This window comes from Bacillus cereus group sp. N6, from assembly GCF_016483705.1.
GTDB classification, from domain to species: Bacteria; Bacillota; Bacilli; order Bacillales; family Bacillaceae_G; genus Bacillus_A; species Bacillus_A wiedmannii.
The window spans coordinates 79,253-95,699 of record NZ_JAEHBI010000006.1 but is presented as its reverse complement, the minus strand read 5'-3'; the positions used below and the strand labels follow the sequence as shown (position 1 = coordinate 95,699).

Here is a 16,447-nt window from a genome sequence, read left to right as displayed (position 1 = left end):
TAAAATATATGAAGTAACTTTAGTTTAAGTTGACTTTACCTGAAGGTGAAGCTTTCTTTCTTCATCAGACAGTCGTTGGATAACTGATGAGTTAATCGATGCAAGTAGCGGATCTTGCTTATAATGCTAATTGTAAGTACTATGTACTTTAAAAGCCCAAATCATCAGGTTAAGAAAAATAAATCTATCATTTTCTACTGTAGAATCCTTACTATAAGGATTCTATTTTTGTATCAAAAATCTATAAAGATAATATCGACGAAAACGAATTAAAAGGTATTTTAAATGAATTTTTTAAAACAACACTAATACTTATAACGTTCGCTAAATATATTCGCTCCTTATGTTTGCAAGAAGCTTACAAACTTTCCTCTTCCAATGCAACTTAAGCGTAAATGAAATTTTTTGTAAATGTGGAACAATCTCATTACTTACACTGTCTATTAAGCGTTACAACATTTTTTATTTAATAAATCAAGAAAGGAATAAATATTTTTAACAAAGGGAGAAGATTGAATTGAAAAAATTATGGATGCTGGTTTTCTTTTGTTTTGCAGTTATGTTGGTAGGGTGTAATAAAAACGAACCGCCAAAACAAACATTTGAAGAATATATCAATTTATGGAATGATAAAAAATTTGCAAATATGTATGATCATTTATCAGAGCGTGCCAAAAAAACGATTTCTAAAAAGGATTTCACAGAGAAATATCAAAAAATCTATGAGGGTATTGGAGTTAAGAATTTAAAAATTAAAACGAAAGGAGAGAATGCTAAAGATAAAGAGCTTTTTCTTTTTGAAGTTAAGATGGATACGGATGGAGGAACAGTTTCATTTATCCATGAAGCAAAACTCGTGAAAGAAAAGGAATCTTGGAAAATAGATTGGACACCAGATTTCATTTTTCCAGCTATGAAAAAAGATTACAAAGTACGTATGCAAATAGAACAAGGAAAACGCGGAGAAATATATGATCGAAATGGGAAAGCTCTTGCAACGAATGGGAAAGCGACTGAGGTTGGAATTATTCCAGAGAAACTAGGCGAAACGGCAGCGCAAACAAAAGAAATAGTAGCACAATTACTTGATATGTCTATAGAAGAGGTCGATCAGAAGCTTACAGCGAAATGGATAAAACCAGACTCCTTTGTACCAATTGGTATTTTAAAAGAGGGAACTAGACAGAATGATTATATTGAATTAGAAGGAGTTTCATCTCGCCCAGTAAATGTTCGGACGTATCCATTAGGAGAAGCGGCGGCACACTTAACTGGTTATATAGGAAAGGTGAATGCAGAGGAGTTAAAATCGCTTCAAAAAAAAGGTTATCAAGCAGATGATTTAGTAGGAAAGACAGGTTTAGAGAAAGTACTAGAGAATACATTGCGTGGTGAAAAAGGTGGACGCGTATTTATAGAAGATGAGAATGGAAAAGAGATTAAAAATGTAGCAAAAAAAGAATCAAAAGAAGGAGAAAACGTTACGTTAACAATTGATGCTGCAATTCAAGAAAAAATCTTTAATGAGATGAAAAATGAAGCAGGATCTAGTGCAGCGGTCAATCCTAAAACAGGTGAAACTATTGCACTTGTAAGTAGCCCTGCTTATAATCCAAATACAATAGTTAGAGGAGCATCAAAAGCCCAACGAGAAGCATGGAATAACGACTCGAAACTACCAATGATGAATCGTTTCACACAAGCATTTGTACCAGGTTCCGTATTTAAAACGATTACTGGTGCAATTGGTTTGGAAACAAACACTATAAACCCGAAGGAAGAATTTAAAATTCAAGGATTAAAGTGGGCAAAAGATTCATCTTGGGGAAATTATTATATAACACGTGTGAAGGAAGCTAGTCCAATTGATTTTGATAAGGCAATGAAGTACTCTGATAATATTTATTTTGCTCAACAAGCTTTGAAAATGGGAAAAGATCAGTATGTAAATGAATTTAAGAAATACGGATTTCATGAAAAATTACCAATCGAATACGAATTTCCTATTTCAATCATTGCAAGAGATGGGATAAAAAATGATATTCAACTAGCAGACACGGGATATGGACAAGGACAAGTATTAATGACACCACTTCATTTAGCATTAACATATGCACCGATTGTGAATGAAGGGAATATTCCGTCGCCACATCTTTTAAAAGAAGCAAAAGTAGCGGGGAATTGGAAAGAAAATGTGGTTTCTAAAAAGAATCAAGAGATATTAAAGAGCGCATTAATAAAAGTCATCAATGACCCTGATGGCGCGGGGAGAATTGCTAAGGTTGATGCTATAACTCTTGCTGGTAAAACCGGTACAGCAGAACTGAAGGAGTCGAAAGAAGCAGACGGAAAAGAACTTGGATGGTTTGCAGCTTTTGATGCAAATGCGCCCGACATGATCATTACCATGATGATCGAAGATGTAAAAGGAAGAGGGGGGAGTAACGTTCCAGGGGAAAAAGTAAAACATGTTTTTCAGAAAAAATAAGTAACTATAAGGTGAAATCTTTTACTACATTCATTGTTTGCTTAACACGAAGGTATAAATTGAGCGATACAAAGAACAATTAAGTTTTGAAAAAGCATTCTCCGTAATCGAGAATGCTTTTTTGTTGTGGCTGAATAAAGATGATAACTTATCTTTGTTTTCATTTTTGAAAGGTTGGTATTGCTAATAGTAAATAGAAGAGTAAAACAAATTGAAAGGGACAAGTGATGGGAATTTTAAACTTTAACAAAACAGTTATTTAGTAAAGCATAAATAGAGCACACAAATAAGTATGCTCTAAGAAAAAAGGTGATACAAGTGGAGTGTTGCGTGAAATGCACAAATAATAATCAGATTTTTTATGAGTGTATTTTTAACATTGTATGCTTTACTTGTTTTTAGGAGCCTGTCATGTAAAAGAATGTATAGATAATTATTTTATGAAAGTAATCGCACACCTTTACATTTTTAGGAGGATTTTTCTATCAAAAAAAGATAAACAATGGAACAAATGAAACTTGTATCTTGTCTATATATTGAAACCATAATAAAAGTGAGGGTAGTTTTATCTTTATTCAAATAAGTTCGAGGTGTGGAAATGGAAGAGACGTTTATTGAAAAGTGTATTCATGATGAGCTTGACTATGTTATAAAAGACTATTGGCAAGATGTATGGAATTATTCATTTATTATTACGAAAGATCCACACTTATCAGATGATATCACGCAAGATGTGTTTATAAAGGTATTTAAAAATTGGAATTCATTTCGAAAGGAGTCATCTATTAAAACGTGGATATTAAAAATTACAAGAAATACAGCAATAAACTATTTGAAATCCTCCTATTTTAAAAGGATATCATTAGTAGGTTTTTTTAGTGACGATAAGCAATCTCCATCGGCAGAACGAGAGTTTTTCAAGCAAGAGGAAATGAATGAAGTGTGGGATGTTGTTTTAAAACTACCTAAAAAACACCGTGAAATAATAATTTTAGACGCGAAATATGAATTATCTTATGAAGAAATGGCTGAAACACTGGGAGTATCCATTGGAACTGTTAAATCTAGATTAAGCCGAGCGAGAAGTAAGGTTTCAAAATTAATAGGGGAGGGTAGTAGTGATGAACAATAAAAAAAATCCTGACTGGTATAGTAAATTAAAAAAAGGTCCAATGGAGAATCGTAAAGATGAAGAAGAATTTATTTTTAAAATAAAGCAGTCTATATATGAAAATAATGAAGTGAATTCTGTAAAACATAAAAGACCGTTTCGTAAAAAAGCTCTGCCAATTATAGTTGTTTTTGTTTGTACAATGTTATTTGTTATCGTTCAACAACCATGGCTTGATGATAATAAATCACCGGTCCAAAGTAGTACACAAATTAAGCCTAAAACTAAAGATGAGTCTGCTCAAGATCCAACATTAAAACAATTTATGAATGAATTATATCAAAGTACAAATTCAAAAAATGAAAATGACTTGTATAGAGCGTTAAATGATGAAGTTCTATTTAAAGGGAAGAGTTATAAGAAGGATGAATTGAAATTTGATGAAGATATTTTTCATGAGTTGCAAGTTGCTCTTACCATGGGGGGAGAATTTACAAATGATACAAAGCAAGCATACAAAGTACCAAGTGGATTGACAGAAAGTAACGAACCAAAGCAAGCGCATTATATATATGCAACTGTTACTGGAAATAAAACGAGAATTTTAGCTGAACCAAAGCGAGAATCACAAGTTTTATATGAAGTATCTAATGAAATGGTAAAAGCTTGGATTCCAGAAAAAGTGCAGAATAATGGATATATAAAAGTATCGACAATTAGCGGTAATACTGGATATGTACAAAAAGAGTATGTTTTAACTGATATTAAATATTCTTTCATGTTCGAAAAGGATCATGAAGGTAAATGGAAAATAACGAATATAGATTCTATATGGTAAAGAGGAAGGTTCACTTTAATGAACCTTCCTCTATGTTTTTATTCTCTTATTGAAGAGTATTCCAGTACTCTAAAATTTCTGATGTAACGAGAGCAGCAATGTTTTTTTCTGAATTACTACCAGGAATAACGACAGAAACGGCAATTTGTGGATCTTCGGTAGGAGCATATGCAATGAAAAGAGAATGGTTTATCATTCTTTCTTGCTCATTCGGAGCACCTGTTATGCCTGTTTTACCTGCGACATGAAAGGGTAAGTTTTTAATTTCCTCTATATTTTGGCTCATCCCACCTTGCACGACACTCCAAAATTTCACCGGGTAACGATTTGAACTTTCTAAAATTGGTTTAAACTTTTTTGTTTCCTTACCATTTTGATCAATAATAGCACTTACGATTTGAGGTTTATATTTATCACCTTTACTTGCTAAAGTTGCTGCATATTGAGCAAGTTGAAGAGGAGTGTGTACTTCATTTCCTCCCCAAGAGGCATTTAATAAGGCGGAGATACCATTTTCAAACTTGTTTGTTGGATGAAATTCATATTGTCCGTCTTCTTCAAAAGGTAAATCAATCCCAGTTTTAGAACGAAGGCCGAATTGCTTTAAATACTCTGTCCATATATGTGCAACTTTTTCTATATTCCCATTATTTTGGTTGAATAAGGGTAGAGCTACTTTTGCTGTCATAAATGTGTTAGATGAATTAATGATAGCCTGCCTCGGTGTAATCTCACCTGTTGGCGTTCCAGGTGCATTCGTAATGTTATTTTGATTATCATATTGAAAAGTACCTTTATCTAAATAAGTATCTTCAGGTTGAAAAAGCTTTTCGTTTAATCCAATTAAAATAGTAAGTGGCTTTATAGTTGAGGCCATATTTACATAAGATTCACCATACTTTAATTTTTGAATTGCTTTATTTTGCGAAAGTGATTTGATGTTTTCTTTTTTAGATGATACTTGTTCATATAATGTATTTGGATCAAACACTGCTGAGTTGGCCATAGTTAAAATTGCGCCAGTTTTCACATCGGTTAGCACAACATAACCAGCATTAACATCAGTTATTTTCTTGATTTGAGATCTTAATGCTTCCTCTGTTTTTTGCTGCAACTTAGAGTCTAAAGCTAGCCAGATATCTTTTCCTTTTTGTACTTTTTGAATGTTCCATAAGAACTTTTTATTATTCATTTTAAAAATAAGAGTTTTTCCGGGTTTTCCTTTTAAATCATTTTCATATTGCAGCTCAATCCCACTTTTTCCAACGGGTACATTAAGGTCATTTTCTATATACCCAATTACCTGTGAACCAATTTCACGTTTAGGATAATATCGAATCACTTCATCTTTGATTATTACATTATTGGGTTTGTTTTTGTTTATGAATGCAAGTTCATTCTCAGTTATGTCAGAGTATAACGGTATATCATTCATAGTCTGCTTTTTACAAGATTGTTGTAATTGAGATTTTATGTCCTCTGTAGAAATGTCATGTTGAAATTCGCTTGAAAATTGATTGAAAAAAGCTAATGTGTTTGCTGTATCTTGTTTCGATAGCTTCTCATCATTAAAAGTGCAATATAAAGACTTAACTTTCTTATTTGTAGCTAGTATTACACCATTTCGATCAAGTATTTGTCCTCTTTCGGCCGAAGAAGTTTCGATAGTAATTGAAAAGAAATGGCTTTTTAACAAAATTATTAATATCAAACCTACAATAGAAAGAATCGCTATAAATCTCCATCTTTTTATTTTTGTATGTAACATAAAACCCTCCCTTTTTAGCTTATTTCATCTTATAGTTAATTATTTTTTTTGTAAATGTGGAACAACTTTATTATATAGATTGTCTATTAAGTATTACAGCATGAAGAAAGGAATAATCAGTATGAAAAGTTTTTAGCAAATCTATGTGTAAGTTTTATATGGGCCAGTATATAGTTTAGCATTTCTAATGCTAGCGACAAAAAATAGAGAGAAAATAGGAAAGGAGAGTTATGAATTACGTAGCTAAACGAAAAGGTATGAATGCTAACAAGGATTTAGCAAAAAGTCGAAACGATATTTATAACCGGCCATCGGTATGTAACATATAAGGAATTAAATGGAGGATTTATGGGGAATCAAAAAGGAAAGAACAAGACGTATATATCTATTCGATTAAATATAATGTTCCTTTGCATATTTTTACTATTCTCAGCTATTATTGTTCAGCTAGGAAAGGTGCAAATCGTAGAGGGAGAGGCTTATAAGAATCAAATAGAAAGCAGTCAAAATGCAACAACTAGCATTCCAGTTCCACGTGGACAAATACTAGATCGAGAAGGGAAAACAGTTGTTAATAATAAATCTCTTCGTACGATTACGTATACAAAGGTAAAGGGAATTACTAGTGAAGATATTTTAAAAACAGCAACAGACTTAGCGAAAGTGCTTGAAATGTCTGAACAAGATATAAATAAATTAACAGATATCGATAAAAAAGATTTTTGGATGCAGTTGAATACGAAACGTGCGGAGACAATGATTACTAAAAAAGATATAAAAAAGTTAAAAGATAAGGGAATAGAGGGAAAAGAGTTAGATAAAAAAATAGAAGACTTAAGACGAAGTCGTGTTACAGAATTAGAATTGGCAGAATTAACAGCACAAGATTTAAAGGTGTTAGCTATTAAAAGCAAAATGAGTTCAGGTTATCAACTAACACCACAAATTATAAAAAAAGATGTAACAGATCAAGAGTATGCGCGAATAAGTGAAAACCTTGCTGAGTTTCCAGGAGTAGATGCAACAGTTGATTGGGAACGTAATTATGTAAATGGTAATTTATTTCGTTCCGTGTTAGGTAATATTACGAGTAGTGAAGAAGGATTACCGAAAGAAAACTTAGATTCTTATTTGGTACGTGGATATAACCGAAATGATCGTGTAGGAAAAAGTTATATTGAACAACGATATGAAGATGTCTTGCACGGTGCAAAAGAAGAAGTGAAAAACATTACTGATAAATCAGGAAACATTATAAACACAGAAATAATCTCTAAAGGAAAAAGTGGTAATAGTTTAACATTAACGATTGATATGGAATTACAAAAGAAAGTGGAAGAAAGTATAGAGAAAAATTTGAGAGCGTTTAAGAGTTCAGAGCCACTGTTGGACCGAGCTTTTGTCGTCATGACGAATCCAAATAACGGACAGATTCTATCTATGGCAGGCAAAAAGATTGTAGAAAAAGAAGGGAAATTAGAGATTGAGGATTTGGCATTAGGTAACATGACAACTTCGTATGAGCTAGGGTCAGCTGTAAAAGGTGCAACTTTATTAACTGGATATGAGACAGGGGCAATACAGCCAGGAGATCAATTTTATGATGCACCCATGAAATTTAAAGGTACACAAGCTAAGAAATCGTGGAATGTATCCGGATTTGGTAATATTAATGATTTACGAGCGCTACAAGTATCTTCGAATGTATACATGTTCCAGACAGCTTTAAAAATTGCGGGAGTTAATTACGTACCAAATGGTTCGTTGGATATAAAACAAGGAGCATTTGATACGATGCGCTATTATTTTAAACAATTTGGATTAGGAGTTCCAACAGGTATTGATTTACCGAATGAAATAATTGGACAAACTAGAAAAGTAGATAGTCAGCCTGGGTTTTTACTAGATTTTTCTATCGGGCAGTATGATACGTATACACCGTTGCAATTGGCGCAATATATTTCAACGATTGCTAATGGCGGTTATAGAATGCAACCTCAAATTGTACAAGAAATACGAGAGCAATCAATAAAAGAAGAAGAGGTTGGCAAAGTTATACGCTCTATAGAGCCTGTCGTATTAAATCGAATTGATATGAAGACAGAACATATTGATCGGATAAAAGAAGGGTTTAGATGGGTATTCCAAGAAGGTGATGGAACTGGCGTGAAGTATTTCAAAAACGCGCCATATAAACCAGCAGGAAAGACAGGGACAGCTCAAACTGTATATGGTGGAGATGATCCAATTGGTAGAAATGCAAAAGGAGAACGTATGGAATGCTACAACTTAACGTTAGTTGGATATGCTCCATATGATAATCCAGAAGTAGCATTTTCTGTAGTAGTTCCATGGCTTCATAACGATAAAAGTGGAATTAATTCTATAATTGGAAAAGAAGTTTTAGATGTATACTTTGATTTGAAAAAGCAGCGTATAAATGGTGAAGTTGCTGGTATAGATGCTTCGAATCAAAACGAGTAAAATTTGTGCACTTTTCTCAGGTGAAGAGCCCTTGTTTATATAAAGGCACTAATAAGTAAAAAGATGAGATGTGAAATAAGCGATAGTGACGATCATAGTTGCTATCACTTATTTTGTTAATAACTCTGATACTAGTTATAAAGTTTTTTAAGTTTATGGAACAGATTTGTTTCGGTGATTGTCTATTATGTGTACGTATAAAAAGGTATTAAGAATTTGAAAGGAATGATGATCTTGAAAAACAAGAGGATGCTAAAAATAGGTGTATGCGTTGGTATATTAGGTTTAAGTCTTACAAGCTTAGAAGCTTTTAAAGGAGGGCCATTGCAAGTTGAGGCGAAAGAAAAGACAGGACAAGTGAAGCATAAACATCAGGCGACGTATAAAGAGTTCTCTCAACTTGAGAAAAAATTCGATGCACGATTAGGTGTATATGCGATTGATACTGGTACAAATCAAACAATCTCTTATCGACCTAACGAAAGGTTTGCCTTTGCATCAACCTACAAGGCGTTAGCGGCAGGGGTATTACTACAGCAAAACTCTACTGAGAAATTAAATGAAGTTATTACTTATACGAAAGAAGACTTAGTGGATTATTCACCTGTTACCGAGAAACATGTAGATACTGGAATGAAACTAGGAGAAATTGCTGAGGCTGCTGTTCGTTACAGTGATAATACTGCAGGGAACATTTTATTTAACAAAATAGGCGGACCAAAAGGATATGAAAAAGCGCTTAGACAGATGGGTGATCGGGTTACTATGTCTGATCGCTTTGAAACAGAATTAAACGAGGCTATTCCAGGAGACATTCGTGACACTAGTACAGCGAAAGCAATTGCTACGAATCTGAAAGCTTTTACGGTCGGAAATGCGCTTCCGGTTCATAAACGTAACATTCTTACAGGGTGGATGAAAGGAAATGCTACAGGAGACAAACTTATTCGTGCAGGCGTACCAACTGACTGGATAGTTGCAGATAAATCAGGTGCTGGAAGTTATGGGACACGAAATGATATTGCTATCGTTTGCCCGCCAAATAGAGCACCAATTATTATCGCAATTTTATCTAGTAAAGATGAGAAAGAAGCTACTTATGATAATCAACTCATTGCAGAGGCAACTGAAGTTATAGTTAAGGCTCTTAAGTGATAATCTCTCAATTCTTTATGAAATAAAATATGAACTTGGAAAGTGATTCTTTTTAATGTGAAAAGCATTTTGATGGATTATTTTAATTTGATATAAAAAGAGGACGCATTATTATTTACGTCCTCTTTTTATTTTTATTTATTAGATAAGTTTAAGCAGAAACTTTTGTTTTAATTATGTCGATTCACGGATAATTAAGTTTGTAGGATATTCAATAATTTTACGTTTAATAGATTCATCTGTATTTATATATAGTAGAATCTCGTTAACGGTACGTTTACTCAGTTCAACAATTGGAATATCAATGGTACTAATTGTTGGAGTTGTAACTGTACAAATTAATTGATTATCATAACCACAAACAGCTAAGTCAGTTGGAATAGAATACCCTTTTATAGTAGCTCCTTTAATGACTCCAGCAGCAACTTGATCATTTCCAGTAAATAATGCAGTAGGTCTATCCTTTAATTTATCTAATTTCTGAAAAATTCTAAATCCATCTTCAATAGTAATTGCATCTCCAAACAGCCAATTTTTATTGAATGGTAATTGCTTTTCTTTTAAGGCATGCAAATATCCTTGTTGGCGTTTTAATTGTGCTTGACTATTAAGAGAATCAAAACAAAAGCCAATTTTTTTATGATCTTTGTTTATTAAATGTTTAACAGCTTTGTATCCAGCCTCAAATTCATCGTAACAAATTATTGGAATAGGTGCATTTTCCTCATACTCATTACAAAGTAATATGGGCCCATATGCTAAATAATGCTCTATATTTTCCCAACTATTTTCTAGGGATGCGAGAATTACACCATCTACAGCTTTATTCTTTAGTAATGAAAGTAATTCTAGCTCTATTTTTTTCTCATAAAAAGTCTGATAAATTAGCAATTTGTAATTGTGTTTTAATAATTCTTTAGAAATTTCTCTAGCTAATTTTCCGAAAAAAGGATGATCTATATTTGGAATTGATAGAGCAATGGTTTGTGTCTTATTTATCCTAAGATTCCTAGCAATAGAACTAGGAGTATAGTTGAATTCTTGCATTACTTTTATTATTTTCTCACGTTTTTCTGAATTTACATATGGATGATTATTTAGAACTCTTGAAACCGTAGTATTTGATACATTACATAATTTAGCTATTTCGTTAATTGTTACCATAGAGAAACCCTCCGTAAAAAAAATGTTGACATGTAATCGATAACATAAAATATAGTCTACTCATGATTTTCAAAATAATTTCTTAGAGGTGATTTAACGTGAAAACTCTTACTACAATTTCTGGACATAGTAAAGACAATTTAGCTTTATTAAAGTGCCTACAGGGGGAAACAAAAGAAAAAGAATTTGAAATTAGTAATATATTGCCGAATCACAAGATGAAAGAGAAATTATTTAGGGAAAATAAATTGAAAATAGATATTGATATAGAAAAAGATATTTTCAATTATAGCAGAAAAAATATACAGAAAATAGAATTTATGCCAGTTAATCGGTTGATTTCCCAAGATGAGGTTGAAAAAATTATAGGAGTTTTAAAAGATGTCTTACCGACAGGCCAATTTACAAGTGGACCATTTTCAAAAAAGCTAGAAGAAGTAATCGGAAATTATTTAAATAAAAAGTTTGTAATTGCAACAAGTAGTGGTACAGATGCCCTTATGGTGTCATTGTTATCTATTGGTATTCAGCCGGGAGATGAAGTAATTATGCCAGCTAATAGTTTTGCTGCTACTGAAAATGCCGTGTTAGCAGTCGGAGCAAAACCTATATTTGTAGATATAGATCAGCAGAGTTATTGTATTGATCCATCTAAAATAGAAGAAGCTATAACCAAAAAAACTAAATGCATTTTACCTGTACATTTGTATGGTAAACAATGTGAAATGAAAAAAATTCGTGAAATTGCGGATCTATATCAATTAACAGTTATTGAAGATGCATGTCAAGCTATTGGTTCTTCAAATCTTGGAGAATATGGAGATATAATTGTACTTAGTTTTAATCCATATAAGAATTTTGGTGTATGTGGTAAGGCAGGTGCAATAGTTACTAATAATGAAACTCTTGCAATTCGTTGCAATCAATATAGTTATCATGGATTTGAGATTGATAAAAAAAATAAAAAGGTATTAGACTTTGGATTCAATTCTAAAATTGATAATTTGCAAGCAGCTATTGGTTTGGAAAGAATTAAGTACTTATCATATAACAATTTAAAAAGAGCGTATTTAGCTCAACGATATATACGTGATTTAAAGGAATTAGAGGATAGAGAATTAATTAAGCTACCTATGATGACAGAAGATAATGTCTGGCACCTTTTTCCGATTAGAGTTGAAAATGGAAGAAGAGACGAGTTGAAAAATAAATTGTACCAAATGTATAACATTGAAACAGATATTTATTATCCGGTATTATCTCATAAACAAAATACTAAGTGGATAAAGGAAAATGATTTGCAAAACAATATATTAAATACAGAGCAAGTTCATAAAGGAATATTACATTTACCTTTACACCCAAATATGATGTTAGAAGAGCAAAATTTCGTTTTGGAGGGATTATTCAATGTCAATAAGTAATGAAGTTTTAAAGTCTTTAAATTTTGAAAGACTACCACAGGTTAAAAAGCCTAAATATGCAGTGTTCTGTGATTTTGATGAAACTTATTATCCTCATAACATAGATGATTCTAAAAGAAGCAATATGAAATTGTTAGAAAAGTATTTGTATGAACAAGGAAGTAAAGGGGATTTAGTAATTGGTTGGGTAACGGGAAGTAGTTTAGAATCCATTGTTGAAAAAATGAAAAAGGGTGGTATTCAGTATTTCCCTCATTTTGTGGCGAGTGGATTAGGTACAGAAATAACGTACTTTGATAGTAATGGGACTACTATAGATGATCAAATTTGGGAGGAGAGAATTATAGGGGGTGGTTTTGATTCTTCAAAGATTGAAAGAATTCTTAAATTGCTAGAATCAAAATATGAAATTTTTTTAAGACCTCAGACACAATTAGGAAGTTCTAAGTACAAATTTAATTTTTATTATGAAGAGCAAAATGAATTTATTGATGCAAAGAATTTAGAAAAGATAGAAGAAATCGGAGAAATATTCCAAGTAGGAGTTAATATTAACAAATGTAATCCACTAGCTGGTGATCCAGAAAATTGCTATGATGTAGATTTTATTCCACTTGGAACAGGTAAAGATGAGATAGTGAAGTTTATTTTAGACAAGTACGAACTAGATAAAACAAATGCCATTGCTTTTGGAGATAGTGGGAATGATTTAAGAATGCTACAAGCTGTAAGACATGGTTATTTAGTAGAAAATGCAACAGAAGAAGCCAAAAACACACACTCAATGTTAGCTGAAGGTGAATACTCGATTGGAATTTTAAATACTCTAAAGCACATTATTAATTAAAAGGGGATGTTCATATAATGAATATTGGGATTATAGGTGCAGGAAGTATTGCAAGAGCTCATTCTAGAGCATTATCAACTGTTGATAGTTGTAAATTAGTTGGAGTGTATGATGTTAATAATGAGAATGCCCAAAAGTTGGTAGGGAATTTTGGTGGGAAGGTTTTTAATAGCTATGAAAAGTTACTTGAAGTAGTTGATGGGGTAATAATATCTTCACCGAATTTTTGTCATAGATCCCAAGCTGTTCAAGCGTTATTAAAAAACAAACATGTGTTATGTGAAAAGCCAATGGCAATTTCTTGTGAAGAAGCAAAATACATGATGACAATAGCAAAAAATACTAATTTAGTCGCTTCAATGGGGTTTAACTATCGCCACCTATCTTATGTTAAGGCTTTAAAACAATTAATTCAAAATGAAGAATTAGGGGAAATAGTAGTGGTAAGATTGCATTTTAAAAAGAATAGCGCTTTTAGGAGAACTTCGTTTACTTGGCGAGATGATTTTCAAAGTAATAAAACTAGCGGGGCCTTGGGAGATTTAGGAATTTATCTAATAGATTTATTATGGTTTTTATTTGAGAGTGATTTTAGAGAGGATACTGTTCGAACTAAAATTAAAACAAATGTTAAGGAAAAAGAAAGTAAACCAGTTTTTGTTGATGACTATGCTGAGGTTTATGGCCAATTGAAAAATAAGGTTTTTGTTAATATTACAACATCTAAAAGTTCATTTCTTGACGATTGTGGTTTTAGTATAGAGATAATAGGTACGAAGAAAGAATATAAGTATTCTTCTAAAGAGCCAAATAAATATATACTCTTTGATGGATTGGAAAAACATGAAATCCCGTTACCATTACCTTTACTAGTCGATCCAGAAAACGAGATTTTTGAATGGTCTGATTCTTTTAGAAGTGAAATTATAGAATGGGCTAAGGCTGCGGAAGGTGGGCCAAATAAGTCTGTAGCAACATTTGAAGATGGATTTCGTTCACAAGTAATATTGGATATGTTTTTTGATAAAAGCAGTAGTAATAAAGAACGATCTGTAGCAACTATTTAGTTTTATGGTAAAAACAGGGGTTTAAAACTTTTACTTAAATCCCTGTTTTTATTTTGGATTGGAGTTGAGAAAAGGTGCGGTTAATATTTTATTATGGTTGCTTGTTTTATTTTATTGTAGGAATAATACATGTTTGCATAGGTAGTTTAATTCCTTCATTAATACAATATTATGGAAGAACCCCTGATCAATTAGGTGTTTTAATATTTTTTCAATTTACGGGTTTTTTATTTGGTGTTCTATGTTCACCCATACTAGTAAGAAAGTATCATTATTTTAAAACAATAACATTAGGTGTTTTAGTAATGTCCATCGTCCTAGGAGGTTTTATATATATTAAAGAATGGGCATATTTAGCCGTTATTTGCTTTGTATTAGGCTATGGAGCAGGTTTGTTAGAAACTACGGTGGGTTCCTTTATTATTTCAGCAGAAAGGAATAGTGCTGCTAAATTTAGTATTCTCGAAGTATGGTTTGGGGTTGGGGCGCTAGGATTTCCGTTACTAGTTAATTATATTACAAAATTTTATGAATGGTATTTTATTCTTTATGGGATATTACTATTCTTTATTTTTACACTATTTGTTTGGTACATGCTGGGACGTACAAAATTTCTAAATTTTTCTCCTCAAAAAAATGAAAAGGGAGGAGCATCCCTTTCCTCATTCACTCTTAAATTTAAAAGTGAAAAGATGAAAGTTATAGTATTTATTTCACTTTTTGCATTCTTATATGCAGGCATAGAAACCAATCTTGCAAATTTTTTATCTACAATAATGATTCTTACCAATAATGAATTAATCAGTTCAGTAAGTATATCTTGTTTTTGGCTAGCCATAGTTATAGGAAGAATACTTGTAGGTAAGTTTGCTCATAAATTTAATTATTGGACATACATTACATCTAGTTGCTTTACATTAGTGATTCTATTATTTCTATTCCCCTTTGTTCAAGGTACAGGTATGTATTTGTTTATCATCTTCATTATTGGTTTAGTTATAGCGGGTGTTTTTCCAATAACATTAATCTTAGCTTCCCGTATTATGGAAAATAATATTGATGAAGTGACTAGTTTATTTATTGCATCGGCCAGTTTAGGGGGGGCACTAGTATCTTTTCTAATTAGCTGGAGTCTGTCATTAAATACTATAAAGGTTACTTTTGGGATATTTTCACTTTTCGCATTTAGTTTAGGTTGTATTATTCTAAAAATGAGAAAAATTTCCACTTACAGTAATGAAAGTACCAAAAAAGTTGAAAATATGAAAAATTTATAGAAAAATTTTTATAATGTGAAAAAGGTAATTATATTTGGAATCCCCAAAAAGATTGATAAAGTTAAAAATTCTGTATTTGATCTTTGTTTTATATATTGTAGCCTGTAATATATAAAACAAAGATACATTAAAAATAAAAATGATATGCAACAGTGACCAGTTCTCAGGTGATTGAATGTTATGATATGAAAAGTTATTTTAATTAGCTTTTCAGATTAATCTAAGAGGGGTTTGTTATTGAATGGAGATAAAGATTAGTAAAAAGGATAAGATTGATATCTCTAAAAAATTAAAGTCTTTTTTAGCTGAACAATATTCACTGGAATTGGGTAAATACATAAGCTATGAGTTACTTGAATTCATAATAAAGGAATTAAATCCACATTTTAATCAAGTTACTATGGATAGGTTGGAAATGTTGTTAAAGAATATAGAGAAAGATATATACAGTCAATAGACTTTAAAAAACTAAGGTATCATTTTAGATATCTCAATACCAATTGACACTCCTACTCCTAAAGGAGCCAGCTGACTAACGTCAGTGGGATTCTTGCTACCAAAGGCGAAGTCCATTTCTGGTATCGCTGACGTGCAAGATTGCGGTGTGCCATCAACACTCCCGCGACAGACCATATAGGTTCGTGGGCTTTCCCATATCATAAATTCTGTAAGAATAGAATAATTAAAGCGTTACAAAACACCCAGCCAATTTTATTAATTATAAAGGATGGGTGTTTTCATTATATAGGATGTCATGAAAAACCTGCCGATGAAAGTCTATATTAAAGACTGTCTTGCATTTTTGTATGCTATATCATTTTCTA

General features: G+C 32.0%; 12 protein-coding genes and 1 pseudogene. 11 read left to right on the top strand and 2 right to left on the bottom strand.

What is annotated here, in order from left to right:
• Window positions 1–52: 52 nt before the first annotated feature.
• The 4 genes and pseudogenes from JDS99_RS32555 to JDS99_RS07460 form a co-directional block, all read left to right on the top strand.
• Window positions 53–124 (top strand): annotated as a pseudogene (locus tag JDS99_RS32555) (SDR family oxidoreductase); the annotation flags it as partial.
• A gap of 393 nt (window positions 125–517) precedes the next feature.
• Window positions 518–2,488 (top strand): penicillin-binding transpeptidase domain-containing protein, encoded by a 1,971-nt coding sequence (locus tag JDS99_RS07470; RefSeq protein WP_199694853.1) that lies wholly within the window; start codon window positions 518–520, stop codon window positions 2,486–2,488.
• 598 nt (window positions 2,489–3,086) lie between these two features.
• Window positions 3,087–3,620 carry an RNA polymerase sigma factor gene (locus JDS99_RS07465; RefSeq protein WP_060488847.1) on the top strand — a complete coding sequence of 178 codons (534 nt, stop codon included), beginning with the start codon at window positions 3,087–3,089 and terminating at the stop codon, window positions 3,618–3,620.
• On the top strand, window positions 3,610–4,437 hold the full coding sequence (locus JDS99_RS07460) for an SH3 domain-containing protein (protein ID WP_199694852.1): 828 nt from the start codon (window positions 3,610–3,612) through the stop codon (window positions 4,435–4,437). The genes JDS99_RS07465 and JDS99_RS07460 overlap by 11 nt, the downstream gene beginning before the upstream one ends.
• A gap of 46 nt (window positions 4,438–4,483) precedes the next feature.
• On the opposite strand, the gene JDS99_RS07455 is transcribed toward JDS99_RS07460, so the two are convergent.
• The gene (locus JDS99_RS07455; RefSeq protein WP_199694851.1) at window positions 4,484–6,205 is read right to left on the bottom strand and encodes a peptidoglycan D,D-transpeptidase FtsI family protein; all 1,722 of its coding nucleotides are present in this window, start codon (window positions 6,203–6,205) and stop codon (window positions 4,484–4,486) included.
• Between the two features lie 348 nt (window positions 6,206–6,553).
• On the opposite strand from JDS99_RS07455, the gene JDS99_RS07450 reads away from it, so the two are divergent.
• Both JDS99_RS07450 and bla read left to right on the top strand, forming a co-directional pair.
• Window positions 6,554–8,689 carry a peptidoglycan D,D-transpeptidase FtsI family protein gene (locus JDS99_RS07450; protein ID WP_199694850.1) on the top strand — a complete coding sequence of 712 codons (2,136 nt, stop codon included), beginning with the start codon at window positions 6,554–6,556 and terminating at the stop codon, window positions 8,687–8,689.
• A 207-nt stretch (window positions 8,690–8,896) separates the two neighbouring features.
• Entirely contained in the window at window positions 8,897–9,844 is a 948-nt protein-coding gene (gene bla / locus JDS99_RS07445; RefSeq protein ID WP_472926330.1) for a class A beta-lactamase Bla1, read from the top strand.
• A 174-nt stretch (window positions 9,845–10,018) separates the two neighbouring features.
• On the opposite strand, the gene JDS99_RS07440 is transcribed toward bla, so the two are convergent.
• Window positions 10,019–11,008, bottom strand: coding sequence for a LacI family DNA-binding transcriptional regulator (locus JDS99_RS07440; protein ID WP_199694848.1), 990 nt, complete (start codon window positions 11,006–11,008; stop codon window positions 10,019–10,021).
• A gap of 98 nt (window positions 11,009–11,106) precedes the next feature.
• On the opposite strand from JDS99_RS07440, the gene JDS99_RS07435 reads away from it, so the two are divergent.
• The 5 genes from JDS99_RS07435 to JDS99_RS07415 all read left to right on the top strand — a co-directional run bounded on the left by JDS99_RS07435 (window position 11,107) and on the right by JDS99_RS07415 (window position 16,080).
• Window positions 11,107–12,432: a DegT/DnrJ/EryC1/StrS aminotransferase family protein gene (locus tag JDS99_RS07435; RefSeq protein ID WP_088063400.1), complete on the top strand. Its 1,326-nt coding sequence runs from the start codon at window positions 11,107–11,109 to the stop codon at window positions 12,430–12,432.
• A complete protein-coding gene (locus tag JDS99_RS07430) occupies window positions 12,419–13,279 on the top strand; it encodes an HAD-IIB family hydrolase (RefSeq protein ID WP_098858459.1) in 861 nt (286 codons plus the stop codon). Before JDS99_RS07435 ends, JDS99_RS07430 begins: the two co-directional genes overlap by 14 nt.
• A gap of 17 nt (window positions 13,280–13,296) precedes the next feature.
• Window positions 13,297–14,346: a Gfo/Idh/MocA family protein gene (locus tag JDS99_RS07425; protein ID WP_199694847.1), complete on the top strand. Its 1,050-nt coding sequence runs from the start codon at window positions 13,297–13,299 to the stop codon at window positions 14,344–14,346.
• 74 nt (window positions 14,347–14,420) lie between these two features.
• Window positions 14,421–15,623 (top strand): MFS transporter, encoded by a 1,203-nt coding sequence (locus JDS99_RS07420; RefSeq protein ID WP_098858457.1) that lies wholly within the window; start codon window positions 14,421–14,423, stop codon window positions 15,621–15,623.
• 241 nt (window positions 15,624–15,864) lie between these two features.
• Entirely contained in the window at window positions 15,865–16,080 is a 216-nt protein-coding gene (locus JDS99_RS07415; RefSeq protein ID WP_098858456.1) for a DUF2164 family protein, read from the top strand.
• The last annotated feature ends 367 nt before the right edge of the window (window positions 16,081–16,447 follow it).

Excerpts from the sequence above, each read along its gene's own strand:
- JDS99_RS07465 (WP_060488847.1), top strand. The coding sequence starts at position 3,087 with ATGGAAGAGACGTTTATTGAAAAGTGTATTCATGATGAGCTTGACTAT.
- JDS99_RS07460 (WP_199694852.1), top strand. The coding sequence starts at position 3,610 with ATGAACAATAAAAAAAATCCTGACTGGTATAGTAAATTAAAAAAAGGT.
- JDS99_RS07455 (WP_199694851.1), bottom strand. The coding sequence starts at position 6,205 with ATGTTACATACAAAAATAAAAAGATGGAGATTTATAGCGATTCTTTCT.
- JDS99_RS07450 (WP_199694850.1), top strand. The coding sequence starts at position 6,554 with ATGGGGAATCAAAAAGGAAAGAACAAGACGTATATATCTATTCGATTA.
- JDS99_RS07440 (WP_199694848.1), bottom strand. The coding sequence starts at position 11,008 with ATGGTAACAATTAACGAAATAGCTAAATTATGTAATGTATCAAATACT.
- JDS99_RS07430 (WP_098858459.1), top strand. The coding sequence starts at position 12,419 with ATGTCAATAAGTAATGAAGTTTTAAAGTCTTTAAATTTTGAAAGACTA.
- JDS99_RS07425 (WP_199694847.1), top strand. The coding sequence starts at position 13,297 with ATGAATATTGGGATTATAGGTGCAGGAAGTATTGCAAGAGCTCATTCT.
- JDS99_RS07415 (WP_098858456.1), top strand. The coding sequence starts at position 15,865 with ATGGAGATAAAGATTAGTAAAAAGGATAAGATTGATATCTCTAAAAAA.